Source organism: Prochlorococcus marinus str. AS9601 (assembly GCF_000015645.1).
GTDB classification, from domain to species: Bacteria; Cyanobacteriota; Cyanobacteriia; order PCC-6307; family Cyanobiaceae; genus Prochlorococcus_A; species Prochlorococcus_A marinus_O.
Genome location: NC_008816.1, coordinates 1,128,354 through 1,145,282, shown reverse-complemented (window position 1 = coordinate 1,145,282; position 16,929 = coordinate 1,128,354). Strand labels below are relative to the sequence as shown.

General features: G+C 31.9%; 24 protein-coding genes. 10 read left to right on the top strand and 14 right to left on the bottom strand.

The genetic code is table 11. From position 1 onward, the window contains the following. Positions 1–35: 35 nt before the first annotated feature. From A9601_RS15605 to sppA, 6 genes are all read right to left on the bottom strand, one after another. Positions 36–449, bottom strand: coding sequence for a PH domain-containing protein (locus A9601_RS15605; RefSeq protein WP_011818799.1), 414 nt, complete (start codon positions 447–449; stop codon positions 36–38). After that, positions 446–832 (bottom strand): ribonuclease P protein component, encoded by a 387-nt coding sequence (rnpA, locus tag A9601_RS15600; protein WP_011818798.1) that lies wholly within the window; start codon positions 830–832, stop codon positions 446–448. The genes A9601_RS15605 and rnpA overlap by 4 nt, the downstream gene beginning before the upstream one ends. A gap of 12 nt (positions 833–844) precedes the next feature. Next, a complete protein-coding gene (rpmH, locus tag A9601_RS15595) occupies positions 845–982 on the bottom strand; it encodes a 50S ribosomal protein L34 (protein WP_002808184.1) in 138 nt (45 codons plus the stop codon). Between the two features lie 30 nt (positions 983–1,012). Further along, entirely contained in the window at positions 1,013–1,474 is a 462-nt protein-coding gene (locus A9601_RS15590; RefSeq protein WP_225866247.1) for a DUF2808 domain-containing protein, read from the bottom strand. Between the two features lie 187 nt (positions 1,475–1,661). Continuing rightward, the gene (gene aroH / locus A9601_RS15585; protein WP_011818796.1) at positions 1,662–2,045 is read right to left on the bottom strand and encodes a chorismate mutase; all 384 of its coding nucleotides are present in this window, start codon (positions 2,043–2,045) and stop codon (positions 1,662–1,664) included. A 6-nt stretch (positions 2,046–2,051) separates the two neighbouring features. Continuing rightward, a complete protein-coding gene (gene sppA, locus A9601_RS15580; RefSeq protein ID WP_011818795.1) occupies positions 2,052–2,861 on the bottom strand; it encodes a signal peptide peptidase SppA in 810 nt (269 codons plus the stop codon). Positions 2,862–2,913: 52 nt separating this feature from the next. Between sppA and A9601_RS15575 the strand changes: the two genes are divergently transcribed. The 3 genes from A9601_RS15575 to A9601_RS15565 are packed head-to-tail and all read left to right on the top strand — an operon-like array spanning position 2,914 to position 6,772. Beyond that, positions 2,914–3,855: a DMT family transporter gene (locus A9601_RS15575; RefSeq protein WP_011818794.1), complete on the top strand. Its 942-nt coding sequence runs from the start codon at positions 2,914–2,916 to the stop codon at positions 3,853–3,855. Between the two features lie 28 nt (positions 3,856–3,883). Beyond that, a complete protein-coding gene (locus A9601_RS15570; protein WP_011818793.1) occupies positions 3,884–4,960 on the top strand; it encodes a glycosyltransferase family 4 protein in 1,077 nt (358 codons plus the stop codon). Between the two features lie 6 nt (positions 4,961–4,966). Continuing rightward, positions 4,967–6,772, top strand: a complete 1,806-nt coding sequence (locus tag A9601_RS15565; protein WP_011818792.1) for an ArnT family glycosyltransferase — start codon at positions 4,967–4,969, stop codon at positions 6,770–6,772. On the opposite strand, the gene A9601_RS15560 is transcribed toward A9601_RS15565, so the two are convergent. The 5 genes from A9601_RS15560 to A9601_RS15540 form a co-directional block, all read right to left on the bottom strand. Continuing rightward, positions 6,769–7,020, bottom strand: coding sequence for a hypothetical protein (locus A9601_RS15560; protein ID WP_011818791.1), 252 nt, complete (start codon positions 7,018–7,020; stop codon positions 6,769–6,771). The two genes, A9601_RS15565 and A9601_RS15560, sit on opposite strands and share 4 nt — an antisense overlap. 97 nt (positions 7,021–7,117) lie before the next feature. Then, on the bottom strand, positions 7,118–7,903 hold the full coding sequence (locus tag A9601_RS15555) for an AEC family transporter (RefSeq protein WP_011818790.1): 786 nt from the start codon (positions 7,901–7,903) through the stop codon (positions 7,118–7,120). A 205-nt stretch (positions 7,904–8,108) separates the two neighbouring features. After that, positions 8,109–8,333 carry a hypothetical protein gene (locus A9601_RS15550; RefSeq protein ID WP_011818789.1) on the bottom strand — a complete coding sequence of 75 codons (225 nt, stop codon included), beginning with the start codon at positions 8,331–8,333 and terminating at the stop codon, positions 8,109–8,111. An 85-nt stretch (positions 8,334–8,418) separates the two neighbouring features. Continuing rightward, entirely contained in the window at positions 8,419–8,676 is a 258-nt protein-coding gene (locus tag A9601_RS15545) for a SemiSWEET family sugar transporter (RefSeq protein WP_011818788.1), read from the bottom strand. 14 nt (positions 8,677–8,690) lie between these two features. Further along, positions 8,691–9,419, bottom strand: a complete 729-nt coding sequence (locus tag A9601_RS15540) for an AhpC/TSA family protein (RefSeq protein ID WP_011818787.1) — start codon at positions 9,417–9,419, stop codon at positions 8,691–8,693. Positions 9,420–9,558: 139 nt separating this feature from the next. Between A9601_RS15540 and fldA the strand changes: the two genes are divergently transcribed. From fldA to A9601_RS15525, 3 genes are all read left to right on the top strand, one after another. Further along, positions 9,559–10,083: a flavodoxin FldA gene (gene fldA, locus A9601_RS15535; protein WP_011818786.1), complete on the top strand. Its 525-nt coding sequence runs from the start codon at positions 9,559–9,561 to the stop codon at positions 10,081–10,083. A gap of 143 nt (positions 10,084–10,226) precedes the next feature. Further along, positions 10,227–11,285, top strand: coding sequence for a chlorophyll a/b binding light-harvesting protein (locus tag A9601_RS15530; protein WP_011818785.1), 1,059 nt, complete (start codon positions 10,227–10,229; stop codon positions 11,283–11,285). 76 nt (positions 11,286–11,361) lie between these two features. Then, positions 11,362–12,015: a DUF3386 domain-containing protein gene (locus tag A9601_RS15525; protein WP_011818784.1), complete on the top strand. Its 654-nt coding sequence runs from the start codon at positions 11,362–11,364 to the stop codon at positions 12,013–12,015. Positions 12,016–12,021: 6 nt separating this feature from the next. On the opposite strand, the gene A9601_RS15520 is transcribed toward A9601_RS15525, so the two are convergent. Continuing rightward, positions 12,022–12,267: a hypothetical protein gene (locus A9601_RS15520; RefSeq protein WP_011818783.1), complete on the bottom strand. Its 246-nt coding sequence runs from the start codon at positions 12,265–12,267 to the stop codon at positions 12,022–12,024. Between the two features lie 111 nt (positions 12,268–12,378). Then, positions 12,379–13,017, bottom strand: coding sequence for a methyltransferase domain-containing protein (locus A9601_RS15515; protein WP_011818782.1), 639 nt, complete (start codon positions 13,015–13,017; stop codon positions 12,379–12,381). Between the two features lie 325 nt (positions 13,018–13,342). Between A9601_RS15515 and A9601_RS15510 the strand changes: the two genes are divergently transcribed. The 4 genes from A9601_RS15510 (at position 13,343) to A9601_RS15495 (ending at position 16,551) form a co-directional block, all read left to right on the top strand. Further along, a complete protein-coding gene (locus tag A9601_RS15510; RefSeq protein WP_011818780.1) occupies positions 13,343–13,675 on the top strand; it encodes a phenylpyruvate tautomerase MIF-related protein in 333 nt (110 codons plus the stop codon). Between the two features lie 20 nt (positions 13,676–13,695). Further along, positions 13,696–14,082, top strand: a complete 387-nt coding sequence (locus A9601_RS15505) for a DUF1824 family protein (protein ID WP_011818779.1) — start codon at positions 13,696–13,698, stop codon at positions 14,080–14,082. 155 nt (positions 14,083–14,237) lie between these two features. Then, a complete protein-coding gene (glyQ, locus tag A9601_RS15500; protein ID WP_041484553.1) occupies positions 14,238–15,107 on the top strand; it encodes a glycine--tRNA ligase subunit alpha in 870 nt (289 codons plus the stop codon). Between the two features lie 145 nt (positions 15,108–15,252). After that, the gene (locus tag A9601_RS15495; RefSeq protein WP_011818777.1) at positions 15,253–16,551 is read left to right on the top strand and encodes a carbohydrate porin; all 1,299 of its coding nucleotides are present in this window, start codon (positions 15,253–15,255) and stop codon (positions 16,549–16,551) included. Between the two features lie 76 nt (positions 16,552–16,627). Here A9601_RS15495 and A9601_RS15490 read toward each other — a convergent pair whose 3' ends face one another. Further along, positions 16,628–16,867 (bottom strand): hypothetical protein, encoded by a 240-nt coding sequence (locus A9601_RS15490; protein ID WP_011818776.1) that lies wholly within the window; start codon positions 16,865–16,867, stop codon positions 16,628–16,630. Positions 16,868–16,929: the final 62 nt, after the last annotated feature.

Here is a 16,929-nt window from a genome sequence, read left to right as displayed (position 1 = left end):
TTTACAGGAAAAAAAGGTTTTTGTAATTAATTTGTTTAGGATTTAGTTGCAAATCCCTCAACCTCATTGAGATTTGGGATTTGTGATCCTTTATTTATATTCTCTTCTATAAATTTTTGCTTTTCTCTGAATAAAGGTAATGATTTCATTTCAACCTTTGACCCATCATCAAGAATAAGAACCATATCACCATATGATCCGAATCCCCTTGGAATAGATCTGATTTCTTCAATTTTACTTAATGAGACTTGTGTTTTGTTTTTACCAAACCATCCTCCATCTATTGTTATTCTTTTGTTTGTAATTTTATATCTCAACCACAATGCTCTAACAATTGCGGCAAAGGTAAATGGCAACCCAAGAATAGTTATACCTGCAAGAAGATTTATTATTAAATCGCTTTTTGCGGGCCCACCTTCATAAAAGGTTTCTTCATTCATGTTAATCATTTGATTAGACGAGATTTAAACATTAAGTTTTGAAATTCCTCCAAAAGCTTACTTTTGTCATTGCGGAAATCCCCAAATTTAAGGTTAACAAGTAACCAATAAGGTTTGTGGTTATTAATTTTTTGAATATTTGTTAATAACCACTCTTGCAGAATTCTTCTTAATTTATTTCTTTCTACAGCTTTTTTTGAAACTTTTTTGCTAATAGCAATTGCAACCCTAAAATTGTTTGAGGTATTTGTGAGTTTATGGGTTAAGAGTATTTCTGGATTTGATCTTGCAACTTTAAATGTCATTAATTTCCCATGATATGTCATTGAATTTTTGTGAATATAATTAAAAGTCCTGTGACCTTTTAAACGCATATCCTTAGGTATGGCCATTAATATTTGAAGTTATACAGCTATTCTTTCTCTACCTTTTTGTCTTCTGCTTTTAATAACTCTTCTACCTGTATGAGAACGCATTCTTACTCTAAAACCAGATACACGTTTTCTTTTTCTTGAAGTTCCGCCAAAAGTTCTTTTAGTCATTTTTTTAATTATCCTTATTTAATTTATCATTTAATCGATCACTACGGTCCAGCTTCCTAAATAACTTGAATATGATTTCCCTTTAGGTTGCCCAAATGAATGAAATTGAAATAAACCTGATCTTTTGGGATTAAAGATTTTTAATACAATTGCATAACTGTCTTTGTCAGAAGAAATTGGACTGTAGGGGTAAATATCTAGTGAACGTAAGCCTGATTCATCAGTATTAATTTCGATATCAGATGGAATGTCTTCTAAACATTTTGTATTACTATCAAAACCGCCTATTTTTACTTTACAAAAACTAATTTTTTCGTTTTTTAACGTGGATTTAAAGGTCTTAGGAATTGCTAGATTAATTTTTAAGAGATCAGTTTTTCTATCAGATGGCCTCAAGAAAAAATAAATTGTATTCTTAAATTGCCTTTTTTTTTGTTTTTGAAACCACTTCAATCTTCTAAAACTATCGTCTTGATCCCACTGGAATTCCAACCCCGATTTAGCCTCTTGTAAATTATTAAAAAAAGGAGTTAAAACTAAAATTATAGGGATAATAAAAAATCTTAAAATTTTAAGATTTAAATTATGGTTTTTTGTGATTTTTAACATTACTGGAATGGAATTTAAAGGTTGAGTTCGTGCTATTCAAATTTAAAGCAGAAAAATAATTTCACTAAGATTAACATCTATCTGTCCTTAATTTTGCAGCGCCTCTTAAATAAGGGTGCTTTATTGCGTATTTTGGTGGCAATAAAACTTGAGCCATTATTCTTATACAAAAATTAATATCATTGGATACGTGCATTTGTTGGCAGTCTAAAAAGGCAACTGAATCAAGTCCATTAAATTTTCTTGCAACTGAGGCAGGGAAACATGCATTTAAATCTTTTGTTGCTGTGAATGTAATGGATAGTATGTTTGTCTTAATTAGATTGTTTCGTGAAATTAATTCATCCATTAATTCCACTACGGCAACTTCTATTTCCTTAATAGAATTCCCAGATGCTGTTGTAGCTCCACGAATAAATGTAATTTTATAATCATCTTTCATTTTTTCAAACATATCGATTTAAGGTTTGTATAACCAAAGTACTTTATTTGACGAGTCAAACTCAAAAAAGATATTTTTAATAATTTTCTCAATCACTCTACTCCCAGGAATTAGCCCAAGTATTTTTTTCTTTTTCTTCCCAAATGTCAAGGGCTGAATCTTAGGATCAATATTAACCATTTCTGCTGCAAGTTCCCTAGCAACAAATTCATCTCCAATCTTATCAACTAGTCCTAATTCTTTCGCTTGAGTACCAGTGAAAATTCTTCCATCAGCAAATTTTCTTACTTCTTCAACAGGTAAATTTCTTCCTTCAGCAACAGCTTCAGTAAATTGTTTGTAACTTTCATCTATTAAGCCTTGAAGTAGACCTCTTCCTTCCTCACTTAGAGGTTTATCTGGAGAAAGTATATCTTTAAATACACCACTTTTAACAGTCTCAAATTTAATGCCGATCTTATCTAATAATTCAGATAAATTATTTCCTCTTATAATCACACCAATAGACCCTGTAATTGTGCCTGGATTCGCAACTATTTTGTCAGATGCAACACCAATGTAAACACCTCCTGATGCTGAGATGTTCCCAAAACTAGCAATGACTTTACATCCTTTATCTTTTAGTCTTTTAATAGCAGAGTATATTTCTTGGCTATCACCAACAGTGCCCCCGGGAGAATCGATTCTCACGATTAAAGCAGGAAATTCTCTATCCTCAACTTGTTTAAGTGCTTTAAGGAAAGAAACTCTTGTTGAACTTGTAATAGGCTCATCAATTACTATACGAGCCATTCTTTTTTTTGACTTTCGTCTAAAAGGCCAAATCATTCTTTTAAGGTAAATACATAAAACTACTTTAAAAAGACTATCAGCAGACCTAATGAATTCAATCCTAAATTGGTTTTTAATGATTCTCCCTTTTGCACTTTGGGGCACTTCAATGGCGGCGATGACTCCCCTAGTATCTAGTGCTGGACCGGAGTTTGTGGCTTCTTTGAGATTACTTCCTGCAGGAGTCCTTGTTCTAATTACAACATATTTGTTTAAAAGAGATTTAAAAATTTATAAGTGTGATTTGAAGTGGTTTTTTGTTTTTACGATTGTTGATGCCACTTTTTTTCAGTTGTTTTTAACTTATGGTATTGAAAAGACTGGAGCAGGTCTAGGTTCTGTCTTAATTGATTCTCAACCGCTTTTGGTAGCTATTTTAGCGAGGGCAATTTTTGGGAATTTAATTAATCCAATAGGATGGTTGGGACTACTTTTTGGCTTAGGAGGAATAGTATTTTTAGGAGTTCCACAAGAATTTTTAGGGAATTGGTGGTTGATGTCTGATAAGTCTGTAAATGATGTTGCTTTTAACTTTGGAGAACTTTGGATGCTTGCAGCTTCTCTTGCTATGGCATTAGGAACAATTTTAATTAGATTCACTTGTACTAAAAGTGATCCAGTTGCAGTTACAGGTTGGCATATGGTTTTAGGGAGTTTGCCCTTAATTATTAAGCACTGCTTACAATCAAATTTCACAATTATTCCAGATTGGTCAATATTTGATTGGGGACTTATGTCATTTGCAAGTATTTTTGGAGGAGCAATAGCTTATGGATTGTTTTTCTACTTTGCTAATAATAAAGAAATTACTGGATTTAGCACTCTTGCATTTTTAACCCCTGTATTTGCTCTTCTCAGTGGAGGTGTTTGGTTAGATGAAAGACTCACTATTGTGCAGTGGATAGGAGTGGTGTTTGTCCTTATCTCAGTATTTTTTGTTAGCCAGAGAAAGAGTTTATGGGAAAATAAATTTTCTGATACTACTATTTAATTAGTTTCTTTTTGTAAAAAGTATAATAATGCGAATAGTTTTGATTAGTACTCCAATAGGGTTCTTAGGGAGTGGTAAGGGTGGTGGAGTTGAATTGACTTTAAATTCTTTAGTTTCAGGTTTAATTTCTTTAGGCCATTCTGTTGAGGTTATAGCTCCAAAAAATTCTAAGTTACATGAAAGTAACGTAAAGGCAAAATTACATTTTGTGGAAGGTGAAGATCAAATTAGTTGGCAGCATCAAAATTATAATTCTCCCGTGACTATCCCAGACAATTCTCTTTTAGTAGGAATGCTTGAGAAGGGATTAGATATCGCTAAACATTCAGATGTATTGTTGAACATGTCCTATGATTGGCTGCCTATCTGGATGACTCTAAATTTAGAGATACCCATTGCACATATAATTAGCATGGGTTCTGAAAGTTCAGTAATTAGTAATTTAATCTCTAAGGTATATGCTAAATATCCAAATAACTTTGCTTTTCATTCGAAAATGCAAGCTAATGATTATCCATTTATAAAAAAACCAACAATTATTGGGAATGGGTTTAACTTAGATAATTATATTTTTCAAGATTCAGTTAAGGGACCCTTAGCATGGGTTGGAAGAGTGGCTCCTGAGAAAGGTTTGGAGGATGCAGTTTATATAGCAAATCAACTTGGCGAAAAATTAAAAGTTTGGGGATTTATAGAAGATGAGATGTATGCCTCAAAGATAGAAAAATCATTCCCTCACGGAGCTATAGATTGGATGGGGTTTTTATCAACCGATGAATTACAAAAAGAACTTGGCAAATGCAGAGGGTTGCTAAATACTCCGAAATGGAATGAGGCATATGGGAACGTTATTGTTGAAGCTTTAGCCTGTGGGGTACCTGTTGTAGCTTATAAAAGAGGAGGACCTAGTGAAATTATTCAGCATGGCCAAACAGGTTATCTTGCTGATCCTGATGATAAAAAAAATATGCTTTCTTATGTAGAGATTATTGAAAAAATAAAGCGTCAGAAATGTAGAGAATGGGTAGAAAAAAATGCCTCCGCAGATATATTTGCTAACAAGGTTGTGAAATGGCTTAATAAGGTAATGCATGAATATAAATAATATTAAATGATTCTTATTAACTCAAAAAAAAGGCTTATAACCTTATTGATAGTTTTAGTTTGTGGGATCATTATATTTTTCTTAGGTTTAGGCTCCACAGGATTGGTGGATGAAACCCCCCCCTTGTTTGCCGCTGCAGCACGGGCAATGAGTGAATCTGGTGATTGGTTAACTCCAAAAGTCAATGGAATATTCCGTTTTGATAAGCCTCCACTGATATATTGGCTAATGGGTTTTTTTTACTCATTACCGAAAAACGAGATTTGGGATAATTTCGGGACTCTCTCTGCAAGACTACCTTCAGCTTTGGCATCATTATTTTTGATGTTGATGATTGGAGATACGCTGTTTTGTTGGCCACAGAAGAGTGATAGGCAATTCCTCACTCCAATAGTTGCAACATTAGGCTTTGCTCTTTCTCCATTAATAATTATTTGGAGTAGAACTGCCGTGAGTGATGCTCTTTTAACTGGAACCTTAGGTATTAGCTTGCTATTGTTTTGGAGAAGAATGGCAAGTGAAAATAATGATCAATGCATTTCAGCCTGGGTATTTTTAGGGTTTGCAATTTTAACTAAAGGACCTGTTGCATTTGTTTTGGCATTATTTACTATTACGTGCTTCTTCTTTTGTCAGAAGAATTGGAAAACTTTGCTCAGTAAGATAAATCCAAAGAAAGGTTTTTTAATAACAATATTAATAAGTGTTCCATGGTACATATTAGAACTTCTAAAAGAGGGAAAGCCTTTCTGGGATAATTTTTTTGGTTACCATAATTTTCAAAGATATACCTCAGTTGTAAATAATCATGCAGAACCATTCTGGTTTTTTCTTTACATAATGATATTGGCTTCACTACCATTTACCCCTTTTTTGTGCCACGGGATATTTAAAACCTTTAAGGATTTCTTAAAAAGTTCAAAAGAAAGTTGTAATGTATCTGACACACTTTATATATATTCTCTATGTTGGTTATCGTCAGTTTTAATCTTCTTTAGCCTTTCTGCAACGAAACTTCCTAGCTATTGGTTGCCAGCAATTCCAGCGGCGGCATTATTAACAAGTAATAGCTTTGTAAGCTTAAAAAATATAAATAAAAGTTATTTATATTTTTGGATTTTTAATATTTTAATTTTGTTTGGCTTCTCAATAGCATTCTTTTTCTCGGATGTTTGGCTGAGTTCAATTAATGATCCCGAAATGCCTAATCTTGCCTCAGAACTTGTAAGCTCTGGTATTATTTTCAAGGCAAAATTGTTCTTCTCTTCATTTACCCTTCTTGCAATAATCTTATTTTCTTTAAAGTTCAAAAATATCCTCTTTTATCTTCAAATTCTACTTTTGATTGGACAATTTTTATTGATGTCGCCAATTAGAAAATTAGCAGATACTTCTAGGCAACTACCTTTGAGGAATATATCAAAATTAATTATAGATAATCGAAAGGGGAATGAAACTTTAGCAATGATAGGGGTAAGAAAACCGTCATTACATTATTATTCGAGACAAATAGTTTTTTATGAAGGAAGCACAGAAGAGGGATTGATTAATCTCTCAGAAAGGCTTAATACTGATAGGAGAAATAATTATGAAGATCAACCTGATTATGAATACGAATCTATATTGGTTGTGATAGATGAATATTCTTCCCGACAAAAGCAATGGTCAAAAATTAATCATCAAAAATTGGGCAAATATGGAATTTATAATTTATGGCGAATTCAAAAAAGTGATTTGAATAGGTATTCGGAATTTTTAATGATTAACGGTTTTAAATCTGACTGGAAAAATAGAAAAGTTGAAAAATTTTAACAAAGTCTTTTTTTTAGAAGAGCTTTTTTTAGATCATCAACGCTGCACTTACTTGGGATGTCAACTTTATTTAAATCTTCCATTAATTCAAGATCAATGACAGAATCTTCGGCTAAAAAACTAAAAACTTCATTAATGCTTATTCCCATATCTTGAGCCATCTCTGAGATAAGCCTAAGAGTATCCCTCCTTACAGAAATCCTTAGATCTAAAGGGATATATTCATTTTCAGGGTTTGCTGACTTCATAACCTAAATCTTAAGACATTATGTAGTTATCAGGATATAAACTTTACAATTTTCATTAATCATGCTGCCAAAAACGGGTTTTCTCCCATTAAGTTGCTTAAATATATAAGTTCATACATATTTTTAATAAAGGAATTGTAATTATTGAAATTAGAGTTGTAGTAAAAAGAATTTTTGAAGCGATTTGTTGTTTTACACCGTAAGCCTCTGCCATTAATATTGTGGATATTGCTGTTGGGGTGGCTGCCTGTAGAATTATTGCTGATGATTCATAGAAATTAAAGTTTAAAGATTTACATATTAAAAAAATTAATAAAGGAAGAATAAATAATTTTAATAAAATTGAAAATTTAATTTCTTTATTTAGATCTAAAATCCTTCCCTTTTGATTTGTTATTATTCCAAGTCTTGTTCCCACAATTATTATTGCCAATGCAATAACTAACCTTGCAGGAATCCAAAGATAATTGCCTATAATTTCATCTATTTGGAAAAGATATGCAAGAAGTACACCAATAATCCCTCTTGATGCAGGGCTATTTATCAAAGCATTTAATAGTCCATTGATGTTTGGGATATTATTGCTGTTGGATTTTTCTTGAAGAAAAAAAGGTCCAAATATCCAAGCGAAAAGTGTTGTTCCTAAATCAAATCCAATAGTAAAATTTATAGTTGTTGAAGGTAGAAGAGCAAGCGCAATTGGTATTCCAAGAAATGATGTATTACCTATTAGACCTGCTAGCTGCAATGTGTAATTTGGAAGCCTTTTCTTAAATATTGGGATTATATTTATTAAAGTTATTAAAAATCCAATTACAAAGAATGCTAAAAATGCACTTTTAATTAGGTTTATATCTATGCCTTCCTTTAATAATAGACCCATTACACTTAATGGAATGCCAAATCTTATTAGAGGTCTTGCAATATACTTTGAAATCTTTGGATTCTTTTTCCCGAGAAGAAAACCAAGGATTAAGAAAGGAATAATATTTATGAAAAGAGAGTAGATGGTATTAATTAAATATTTATTAAAGCAATATTAACTTGCCGTAGTGCAGGCAAAAAGTTTTTTCTAATTCATTGAGAATTTAAATTATTTTCCAGATTGCTTTGTCAGGAATTAAAGGTGATTTATATAAATTTTCTGGTTCTTTAGTCAAAACTCTCCAAGTAGGAACCCGACAAGTTACGTAAGCAGGACTTTCTATTAAAACTCCTGGTTTCTCATCAAAAGTACATGTAAATCCTTCTTTCCAATATCCACCATTATTAAGGCTACCTTTAAACCAAACCCAGCATTTTGCAGTTTTCAAGATCAGAAAATTTTTGTTCTATATTAATCAATGTTTAGTAATAAATTAAAAATTTATTACTTTATAAAAAAATATTTTATTCATTTTAGTTTTTTGAAAAATATATTTTAGATATTAATATCAAAAGATTTAAGATTAGGGTAATTAAATTCGCTATCAATATTGGTGTAGAAGAAATTTTATAACCGTAAATAATCCAAGACAAAACACCGATAATAAACATTACTAATGTTGTCAAAGAAACATCATCTGCCTTTTTTGTTTTTAAAGTTTTTATCAATTGAGGTAGGAATGCCGCGGTTGTTAAAATCGCTGCAAGGTATCCGAATATATCTACATTCATAAAATTTTTAGAAATTATTTAATTAAATCAGATAAAAATCCTAAAGGATCTCTCATGTTTGATGAATATCCAAGAACATAACTTGAAAAAAATTTATAAACAACTTGATTTTGATCATTTAATAAAAAGGAAGCTCCCCTTTGTGGAAGATATTCTTCATTAAGAATATAATCACTCCAATTTTGGATTATTTCATTCATATTATTTAATCTAAATGTTGCTAATTCAAATGGTCTTAAATAACCTTTTCCGAAAACCTTTTTAAAAGAATTACCTGAAAATTTTATAAATTTTAATACATCGATTTTGTCATATTCTGAATAGATTTGCTTTGCTTTGCGGTCGCCGACATAACCTCTAATAACCTCTCTAATTGTTTTAAAAGAATTTATCCCTGATAGCATCAAAAGCATATTTATCCAACCTCCGAAACCAATATCTAATCCTCTTGAGACTTTTAATTTATTGTGGATTTGATTATCAGAAACAACTATTAAATTCTCTTTGGGAAAGCCAGTAAATTGACAGAATTTTTGTTTCCCATTTTGGTTGCCAATAGCAATGGCAAAAACGTCTAAATTGTTATCTTGATTCTTAATAAAATTTTTTAAGTTTATTGCATATTCAAAGCTATCAAAATCTCCCAATAAACCAAATAATACGATTAATTTGAACTTTTTCTGCCCATTAAAGTTAAATTCTTCAACAAGATTTTTAATATCATTTTGAAATTTATCAGTCACGATGGTTGAAATGTTTTGTAAATTATTCTCAAAAAAATTTTCTTACCTTAATTAGTATAAAATTTTACATGAAAAAGTTTTTAAAGAAATTAATTTAACGTTTTTAGATTTTATTATTTTAATGTAAACATTTTGAATTATGACTGTAGGAATTTATTACGCAACTACAACTGGAAAAACTGAAGACGTAGCAGATCGTCTTCACAACTTTATTTCTTCAGCAGAAGCACCTAAAGATGTATCTGATGTAGATGATCTTTCAGAATTTGAAGGTCTTGATGGAATTATCTGTGGGATACCTACATGGAATACAGGCGCCGATGAAGAAAGATCGGGAACTGCATGGGATTCAATCTTAGAGGATATTGGTGAGCTAAGTTTATCAGGAAAAAAGGTTGCGATTTTTGGTTTAGGAGATTCTTCTACATATACAGAAAACTATTGTGATGCTATGGAAGAACTTCATAGCTACTTCACAAAAGCAGGCGCCGAAATGGTCGGTTACGTAGATAAATCTTCTTATACATTTGATGAGTCTAAAAGTGTAATTGGAGAAAGCTTTTGTGGATTACCTCTTGATGAGGATAGTGAATCAGATTTGACCGATTCTCGTCTTGAAACATGGGCTTCTCAGCTTAAGGGTGAAATCCCCTCATTGGCGTAAGCTTTCTCAGATATTATTTTCTAAATTTGTAACATTTGTTCTTTCACAATATGTTTTTTTTACATAAGTAATTAAATCTGTAAAGAACATGTAAAAACAATTCTGATAAGCAATATGCTCAATGTGCTGTTTACTTAAATCAAGTGTTACAAACTTACGGAAAATCTGATGTCACCTATGACTGGTACGCAGGGAATTCTGGTGTTGTTGGCCGTTCAGGTAAATTCATAGCTGCTCATGCTGCCCATGCAGGCCTAATGATGTTTTGGGCAGGAGCTTTTGGATTATTTGAATTGGCTCGTTACGACGCCAGTATTCCAATGGGCGCACAGAAAGCAATTGTTTTGCCTCACCTAGCGGGTATTGGAATTGGTGGCATTGAAAATGGTGTTATTACTGAACCATATGGAATAGTTGTAATTTGCACATTACATCTAATTTTCTCAGCAGTATTGGGTGCTGGTGGATTATTACACTCCAATAAATTTGCAGGTGATCTTGGAGACTATCCAGAAAATAGTAAGCCACAAAAATTTGATTTTGAATGGGATGATCCAGATAAATTAACTTTTATTCTTGGTCATCATCTAATCTTTCTTGGACTTGGAGCAATTATGTTCGTTGAATGGGCTCGAATTCATGGAATTTACGACCCAGCAATAGGATCCACGAGACAAGTTATTTACAACTTAGATATTGCCGCTATCTGGAATCATCAATTTGATTTTTTAAAAATAGATAGTTTGGAAGATGTTATGGGAGGACATGCTTTCCTAGCTTTCCTCGAAATAATTGGAGGAGTTTTCCATATTTGTACTAAACAATTTGGAGAATATACAGAATTTAAAGGAAAAGGATTACTTGGCGCTGAGGCAATCTTGTCATACTCAGTTGTTGGTGTTTCTTATATGGCTTTTGTTGCTGCTTTTTGGTGTGCTTCTAATACAACTATATATCCAGTTGATCTATATGGAGAACCCTTGAAGCTTCAATTTGAATTCGCCCCTTATTTTACTGATACAGTAGATTTAGGTTCAGGAGCGTACAGCTCAAGAGCTTGGCTTGCTAATACTCATTTTTATTTGGGTTTCTTTTTCTTACAAGGTCATCTTTGGCACGCACTAAGAGCAATGGGATTTGACTTTAAGAAAATTGGTCAAGCTTTTGATAATATTGAAAATACAAAAATTACTCAAAACTAGTTTAATCTAATAAAAAACCTCTCCTCTAACAGGGAGGTTTTTTTTTGTAGAATTGTTCAAAATATTTAAAAAATTAATGGATAATCCAAAAGAAATTAATTGTAATAAGATTTTCAAAAAGGCTTATGAAAATCGTTATACCTGGCAGAATGATTTTCATGGTTATCAAGGTAAATGTATTTTTTTGAGTAATAATAATATTTATAAAGGTGACTTCATATTAGGTAAAGACTTTAAACCAAATATTCAAAAAATAGAAGATGAGAAAGTTGTTAAAAGTATTGCCTCTCAATTATTTGAAGTGTGTATACATAGGGTAAAGAGAGAATTTGAATCAGTGCATTCAGAAAATAATTTTAATTTGCTTAAAAATTCTGAAAGTGGGATTGAAATGATTGTTTCAGGTAAGAATCAAGGTGATAAATATAGGGTTAAAAATAACTGTATTAATATGGTCTATAGAAAAATTCATGGAACTATTATTGAGATCTATGTTGAAGAATTCTTAGATACAGGAATAGGTTATCTTAGTAAAAAATATAGTAGTCAACAAATTGATCCAGAAACACTTGAGGCAAATTCTCAAAAATTTGAATACGAAGATGAATTCATAAATATAGATAGAGAGGACAATTGGATATTAAGTTCGAGGATAATAAAATACACAAACCAAAATCAAGAGGAAGAAACACAAAAGTTTGTTTTCGAGGATCTATGCTTATTAAGATAGGTTTTTTTATTCAACCAGTCTAAACCCTTTATCAAGTAGTTTTTGATATAAGAGTCTTGCTCTAAAAGCTAGAATTTGTTCCTCATTTTCATTACTGATAACATGAAAATAATTATTATCTAATTTATTTTTGCTAAAGCATACATTTGCCTCTCCTAACCTTAAAGTCCAGTTCTCTTCTTTGGCTAAATGTTGATTAGGTCCTAGATCCCAAGGGCATCTTTCAGGATATTTTTCTCTTTTAGAACCCATTTGATAAATTTTAAACTATCCAATATTAGTCAAAATTTAAAAGTATGGCTATGAAAAAAAATTTGATAACTTTTTCATTAAATTTTTGCTTGGTGCAATCCAATTAAAAATTTACTCTTTCGTAGCGATTAAACAATAAAATGGGTCTTTATTTAAAAAATTGAAGATATTAAGTCCTGGTTCAGTAAACTTTTTGAGAATTTTTGGCTCATTAAATCCGTTTGAGATTAATACTTTTCTTACATATTTAACCCTCTCTTCTTCACTAGATGAAGTCCATATATTAGGAGCTTTATGCCAAAATGCTCTGTTTGAAAAAGCAATAATAATCTTGCCCTCTCTGCTCAATATTCTCGCGATTTCTTTAGTTAAATTCTCTGGATATTGTAAATATTGCCATGCGGCCACCATCAAGCAATAATTAACGCTTTCATTATCTAGCGGAATTTGTTGACTTAAATTAAAATTTTGTATCCAATAAGAATCAAAAATTTTATTTCTTTCAAGTTCTTGTTTGTTTAAACCATGTCCAATAACTTTTTTATATTTTTTCCCTTTAGGTAAATAACTATCCCAACTTGACATTAAATCAAGGACAGTTGAATTATTATCAATTTCTCTTTCATATAAATCTGATAGATTTTGTCTGAAGTTTGCATCTAGATGATAAACAAATTTTGGATCAGAATAAAATTCTTCATCATTGCTTTCATCAAGTTTTTTTCTTTGATAATTATTTAAAACTTCCAAAGCAACTAATTAATAATCTACATTCCGAATCTAGTAAAAAGAAATTCTAATTGTGTATTAGAAATTTGCTTTAATTTAAAAAATTAAAAATTCTCAATAAAACTAGACATCTATTAAAAAAAAGTTAAATTATTAATAATACTTGAATAATGATGATTGAGTTCAAAAGGAGCAAAAAAAACAGGTCGAAAAGTGCTCTTTTCAATCCTTATAAAAACGGAATAAGTTCATATGATATGGCATATCTTTCATCAAAAAGAAGTTTAAAAAATAAAATTATTTCTCTAAAGAGTGATCCTCAAAAAGATTCTTTTGCAGCATAGAGATGCCTTATATAAATGTTTCGACTTCTGCAAAAATAGAGAATAAACAAAAATTACTCGAAGAAATTTCAATTCTTATTTCAGATTTAACTAACAAATCAAGAAGTTTTGTTATGGCGAAAATAGATGATAATTGCCAAATGTATTTTGTTGATGAGACCCCTTCTTGCTTTTTAGAAATCAAATCAATAGGTTCTCTAAATCCTTCAGAAATGGCAAAGCCAATATCAGATTTTATATATGAGAAAATAGGGATCCCAATAGATAGGATTTATATCTCTTTTGAGGATGTTCCAGCTTCATTGTGGGCTTGGAATGGAAGAATATTTGGTTAGAATTTTTATTTATATAGCCAGTGGAAATAAATAAATTAGTCGATTTAAATAATCTAAGAAGCGCACCTCAATTAAGTAATAGTCAAGAAAAAAAACTTTTAGAGGAATTAGAATCAAATATTTTTAATGCAGATTGGATAACAATAGGAATAATGGCACCAAGTGATATTAAAGCTATTGAAACATTGAAATCAATTTCTAAGAAATATTCCTCAATTAAATTTGAGAATCTAGGCCCCCTTCATGCTGATGGAAGCGTTTTTTTAAAAGCTAATCAAAAAACTAGTAATGTTTTTGTTAGATCTGAAAATGGTCTTGGAGAAGGAATTTTAATAACATGTCAGTATGACGATGGTCTTAAAGAATCTAATACTTTTGGGCCATTACCATTAGATTTTTTTACATAATTAATTCTCCATTTATTTTTATCAAGGATCTATTTTAATGAAACTTTTTAATCAGATGATATTTTTGAGAACTTGGAATTAAAGATAACTTTACCTTAAAGCTTTGTTATTATGACTACTGGCATTGATCTACATTTTCTACCATCCTAATCTAAATGTTTTTTCAGGAGATAATTCAAAATCTAAATAATTTTTGGTCAGAAGAAGGTTGTTTGATTATGCAGCCATATGATACTGAAAAGGGTGCTGGGACAATGAATCCGCATACTTTTTTAAGGGCTATTGGACCAGAGCCTTGGAGTGTAGCTTATGCGGAGCCATGTAGAAGACCTACAGATGGGCGTTTTGGTGATAATCCAAATAGGGCGCAACATTACTTTCAATATCAAGTAATAATAAAACCTTCCCCGGAAGGAATACAGGAAAAATATTTGACGTCTCTAGAATCTCTTGGAATTAATCCTAGAAATCATGACATAAGATTTGTGGAAGATAATTGGGAGTCTCCAACACTCGGAGCCTGGGGTGTAGGTTGGGAAGTTTGGCTGGACGGAATGGAAGTTACCCAATTTACTTATTTCCAACAATGCGGAGGTATTGATTGTAATCCAATCCCAATTGAAATCACTTATGGACTAGAGAGGATTGCAATGTTTTTGCAGGATAAGGAAAGTATCTGGGACTTAAATTGGAACAAAAATTTGAAATATAGCGATATTTGGCTTCAATTTGAAAAAAGTCAATGTTCTTATAATTTTACTGAATCTAGTGCTGAAAACCTCAGGAAATTATTTGAAATTTACCAAGATGAGGCAAATAATTTAATTGAAAAAAAATTAACTTATCCGGCCCTTGATTATGTTCTTAAATGTAGTCATACATTTAATTTGCTTGATGCAAGGGGTGTTATTTCAGTTACAGATCGTGCTCAATATATTGAGAAGATCAGAAAACTAGCAAGAGAAGTTGCATCTTCATGGGTAGATGAAAGAGAATCCCTTAACTATCCATTGATAAAGAACTAAAACATAATATATATTTAGATAAGAAAAAGAATTTAAAGTATCAAAAGTTACACGGGACTGAAACTTATATATCTTTCCTTTTCTGTTACGCTCGATACAGTATAGGTACCCAAAAAATTTTTGGGCTACTTTAGTGTGAGGTAAAATGAAACTCTTCCAACAAATGTTGGTTGCTGGTGCATCTTTGAGCTTATTAGCTCCAGTTGCTGCCCAAGCTTCCGATGTTGTTAACATTGAAGAAATGAACAGCTATGTACGTAGCCAATCAAAATCTTCGAGACTTAACAGTAAAACATTCATTAACGAAGTTAGTGCTGATATCGCTAACTTAAAGGGTCGTGTTGATGGCCTTGAAGTTAAACAAAAAGAATTTGAAGCCGGTGGCTTCTCAGATACAACTGTAATGGATCAAAAAGTTGTATTTGATATTGGTGCAATAGATCTCAGTGAAACCGATGGCTCCGATGAGGCTGCTAAATTTGCCTACTCTTATAGAGCAAATCTTAATACAAGTTTTACTGGAGACGACAACCTCTATGTGAGACTCCTTTCTGGTAATCATGGCGGCTGGATGAAAAGTAACGTCGACGGAGGTTACTTGACCTCAGTTGGTAAAGGTGACAGCTTAACTGTTGATAAGATTTGGTACTCCTTCCCAGTTGGGGAAAACAATACTGTATGGGTAGGTCCAAAGATTGAAAACTATTACATGCATGGTGCTGCCCCTTCAATTTATAAGCCTGTTACAAAACAATTCACACTTGGTGGAAACGGTAGCGCTTATGGAGCAAGTACTGATACTGGTGCTGGTTGGGCTTTTAAAGCAGATAATGGATTTTCGATTAGTTCAAACGTAGGTACTAAATCACATTCAACCCAAAAAGTAGGTGGTAGTTACGTTGATAGTGGACTTCTCACTGACGAAACAAAAACAAGTTGGGCAACCCAGATTGGTTATACTCAGCCACAATACTCTGTTTCTGCAATTTTTAACTTAAAGTACAATGGTTGGACAGACGGTTATTTACACACCACGACAGCTAAAGCTGCTATTTCTGGTGCAGACGGAAATCATACAGCTGTTGGTTTAAGAGGTTGGTGGAGACCAGATGGAACTGGAACCGCTACACCTTCAATTTCCGTAGGATACGATACGACTCAGTATTCAGGTGTTCCTTCTGGAACTTCAGATAGTACTGATATGTGGTTTGTCGGCCTCCAGTGGAAGGATATTTTCAATCCTGATGACAAAATTGGCTTAGCAATGGCACAGCCAACAAAGTTTGATGATGAAACTAATGATCCATTTGCTTATGAACTTTATTATTCATATAAAGTAAATGATGGCATGACTGTTACACCAACTATTTTTGGTGGAACTGATAGGGATGGTGGAACTGAAGATATTTTTGGAGCAGTTGTTCAAACTACATTTAAATTCTAAATATAGTGAACAAATTAAAAAACACCCGAAAGGGTGTTTTTTTTTGCTTTTTTATATTTTAAAAACTTTTAGTTTTTTACCAACAATTCTCTCCTTCCCCAATAGGAACACAAGCACTTGATTTTGCAGCTTCATCGGCTAGTTTTTGAGCATTTTCATCGAGTACGAAATCTGCATCAATCGGCATATCAGTGCTCCATTCTTTTAATCCTCCGATATCATTCTCTCCCGCTTTTGATGCAATATCTTCAGTTGCAGCTATCGTAAGAATACTTGTAGCAGCTAAGAATATTGAAATTGGACTTTTTCTTGGCATTTTATTTTAATAACTTTATATATAATAAAGAATTCAAGAATTATTATCTATTGAGTGTATAA

Excerpts from the sequence above, each read along its gene's own strand:
- A9601_RS15510 (WP_011818780.1), top strand. The coding sequence starts at position 13,343 with ATGCCTTATATAAATGTTTCGACTTCTGCAAAAATAGAGAATAAACAA.
- A9601_RS15520 (WP_011818783.1), bottom strand. The coding sequence starts at position 12,267 with ATGGGTTCTAAAAGAGAAAAATATCCTGAAAGATGCCCTTGGGATCTA.
- rnpA (WP_011818798.1), bottom strand. The coding sequence starts at position 832 with ATGGCCATACCTAAGGATATGCGTTTAAAAGGTCACAGGACTTTTAAT.
- A9601_RS15490 (WP_011818776.1), bottom strand. The coding sequence starts at position 16,867 with ATGCCAAGAAAAAGTCCAATTTCAATATTCTTAGCTGCTACAAGTATT.
- sppA (WP_011818795.1), bottom strand. The coding sequence starts at position 2,861 with ATGATTTGGCCTTTTAGACGAAAGTCAAAAAAAAGAATGGCTCGTATA.
- fldA (WP_011818786.1), top strand. The coding sequence starts at position 9,559 with ATGACTGTAGGAATTTATTACGCAACTACAACTGGAAAAACTGAAGAC.
- aroH (WP_011818796.1), bottom strand. The coding sequence starts at position 2,045 with ATGTTTGAAAAAATGAAAGATGATTATAAAATTACATTTATTCGTGGA.
- A9601_RS15570 (WP_011818793.1), top strand. The coding sequence starts at position 3,884 with ATGCGAATAGTTTTGATTAGTACTCCAATAGGGTTCTTAGGGAGTGGT.
- A9601_RS15565 (WP_011818792.1), top strand. The coding sequence starts at position 4,967 with ATGATTCTTATTAACTCAAAAAAAAGGCTTATAACCTTATTGATAGTT.
- glyQ (WP_041484553.1), top strand. The coding sequence starts at position 14,238 with ATGTTTTTTCAGGAGATAATTCAAAATCTAAATAATTTTTGGTCAGAA.
- A9601_RS15525 (WP_011818784.1), top strand. The coding sequence starts at position 11,362 with ATGGATAATCCAAAAGAAATTAATTGTAATAAGATTTTCAAAAAGGCT.
- A9601_RS15605 (WP_011818799.1), bottom strand. The coding sequence starts at position 449 with ATGATTAACATGAATGAAGAAACCTTTTATGAAGGTGGGCCCGCAAAA.
- A9601_RS15575 (WP_011818794.1), top strand. The coding sequence starts at position 2,914 with ATGAATTCAATCCTAAATTGGTTTTTAATGATTCTCCCTTTTGCACTT.
- A9601_RS15495 (WP_011818777.1), top strand. The coding sequence starts at position 15,253 with ATGAAACTCTTCCAACAAATGTTGGTTGCTGGTGCATCTTTGAGCTTA.
- A9601_RS15560 (WP_011818791.1), bottom strand. The coding sequence starts at position 7,020 with ATGAAGTCAGCAAACCCTGAAAATGAATATATCCCTTTAGATCTAAGG.
- A9601_RS15555 (WP_011818790.1), bottom strand. The coding sequence starts at position 7,903 with ATGGGTCTATTATTAAAGGAAGGCATAGATATAAACCTAATTAAAAGT.
- A9601_RS15545 (WP_011818788.1), bottom strand. The coding sequence starts at position 8,676 with ATGAATGTAGATATATTCGGATACCTTGCAGCGATTTTAACAACCGCG.
- rpmH (WP_002808184.1), bottom strand. The coding sequence starts at position 982 with ATGACTAAAAGAACTTTTGGCGGAACTTCAAGAAAAAGAAAACGTGTA.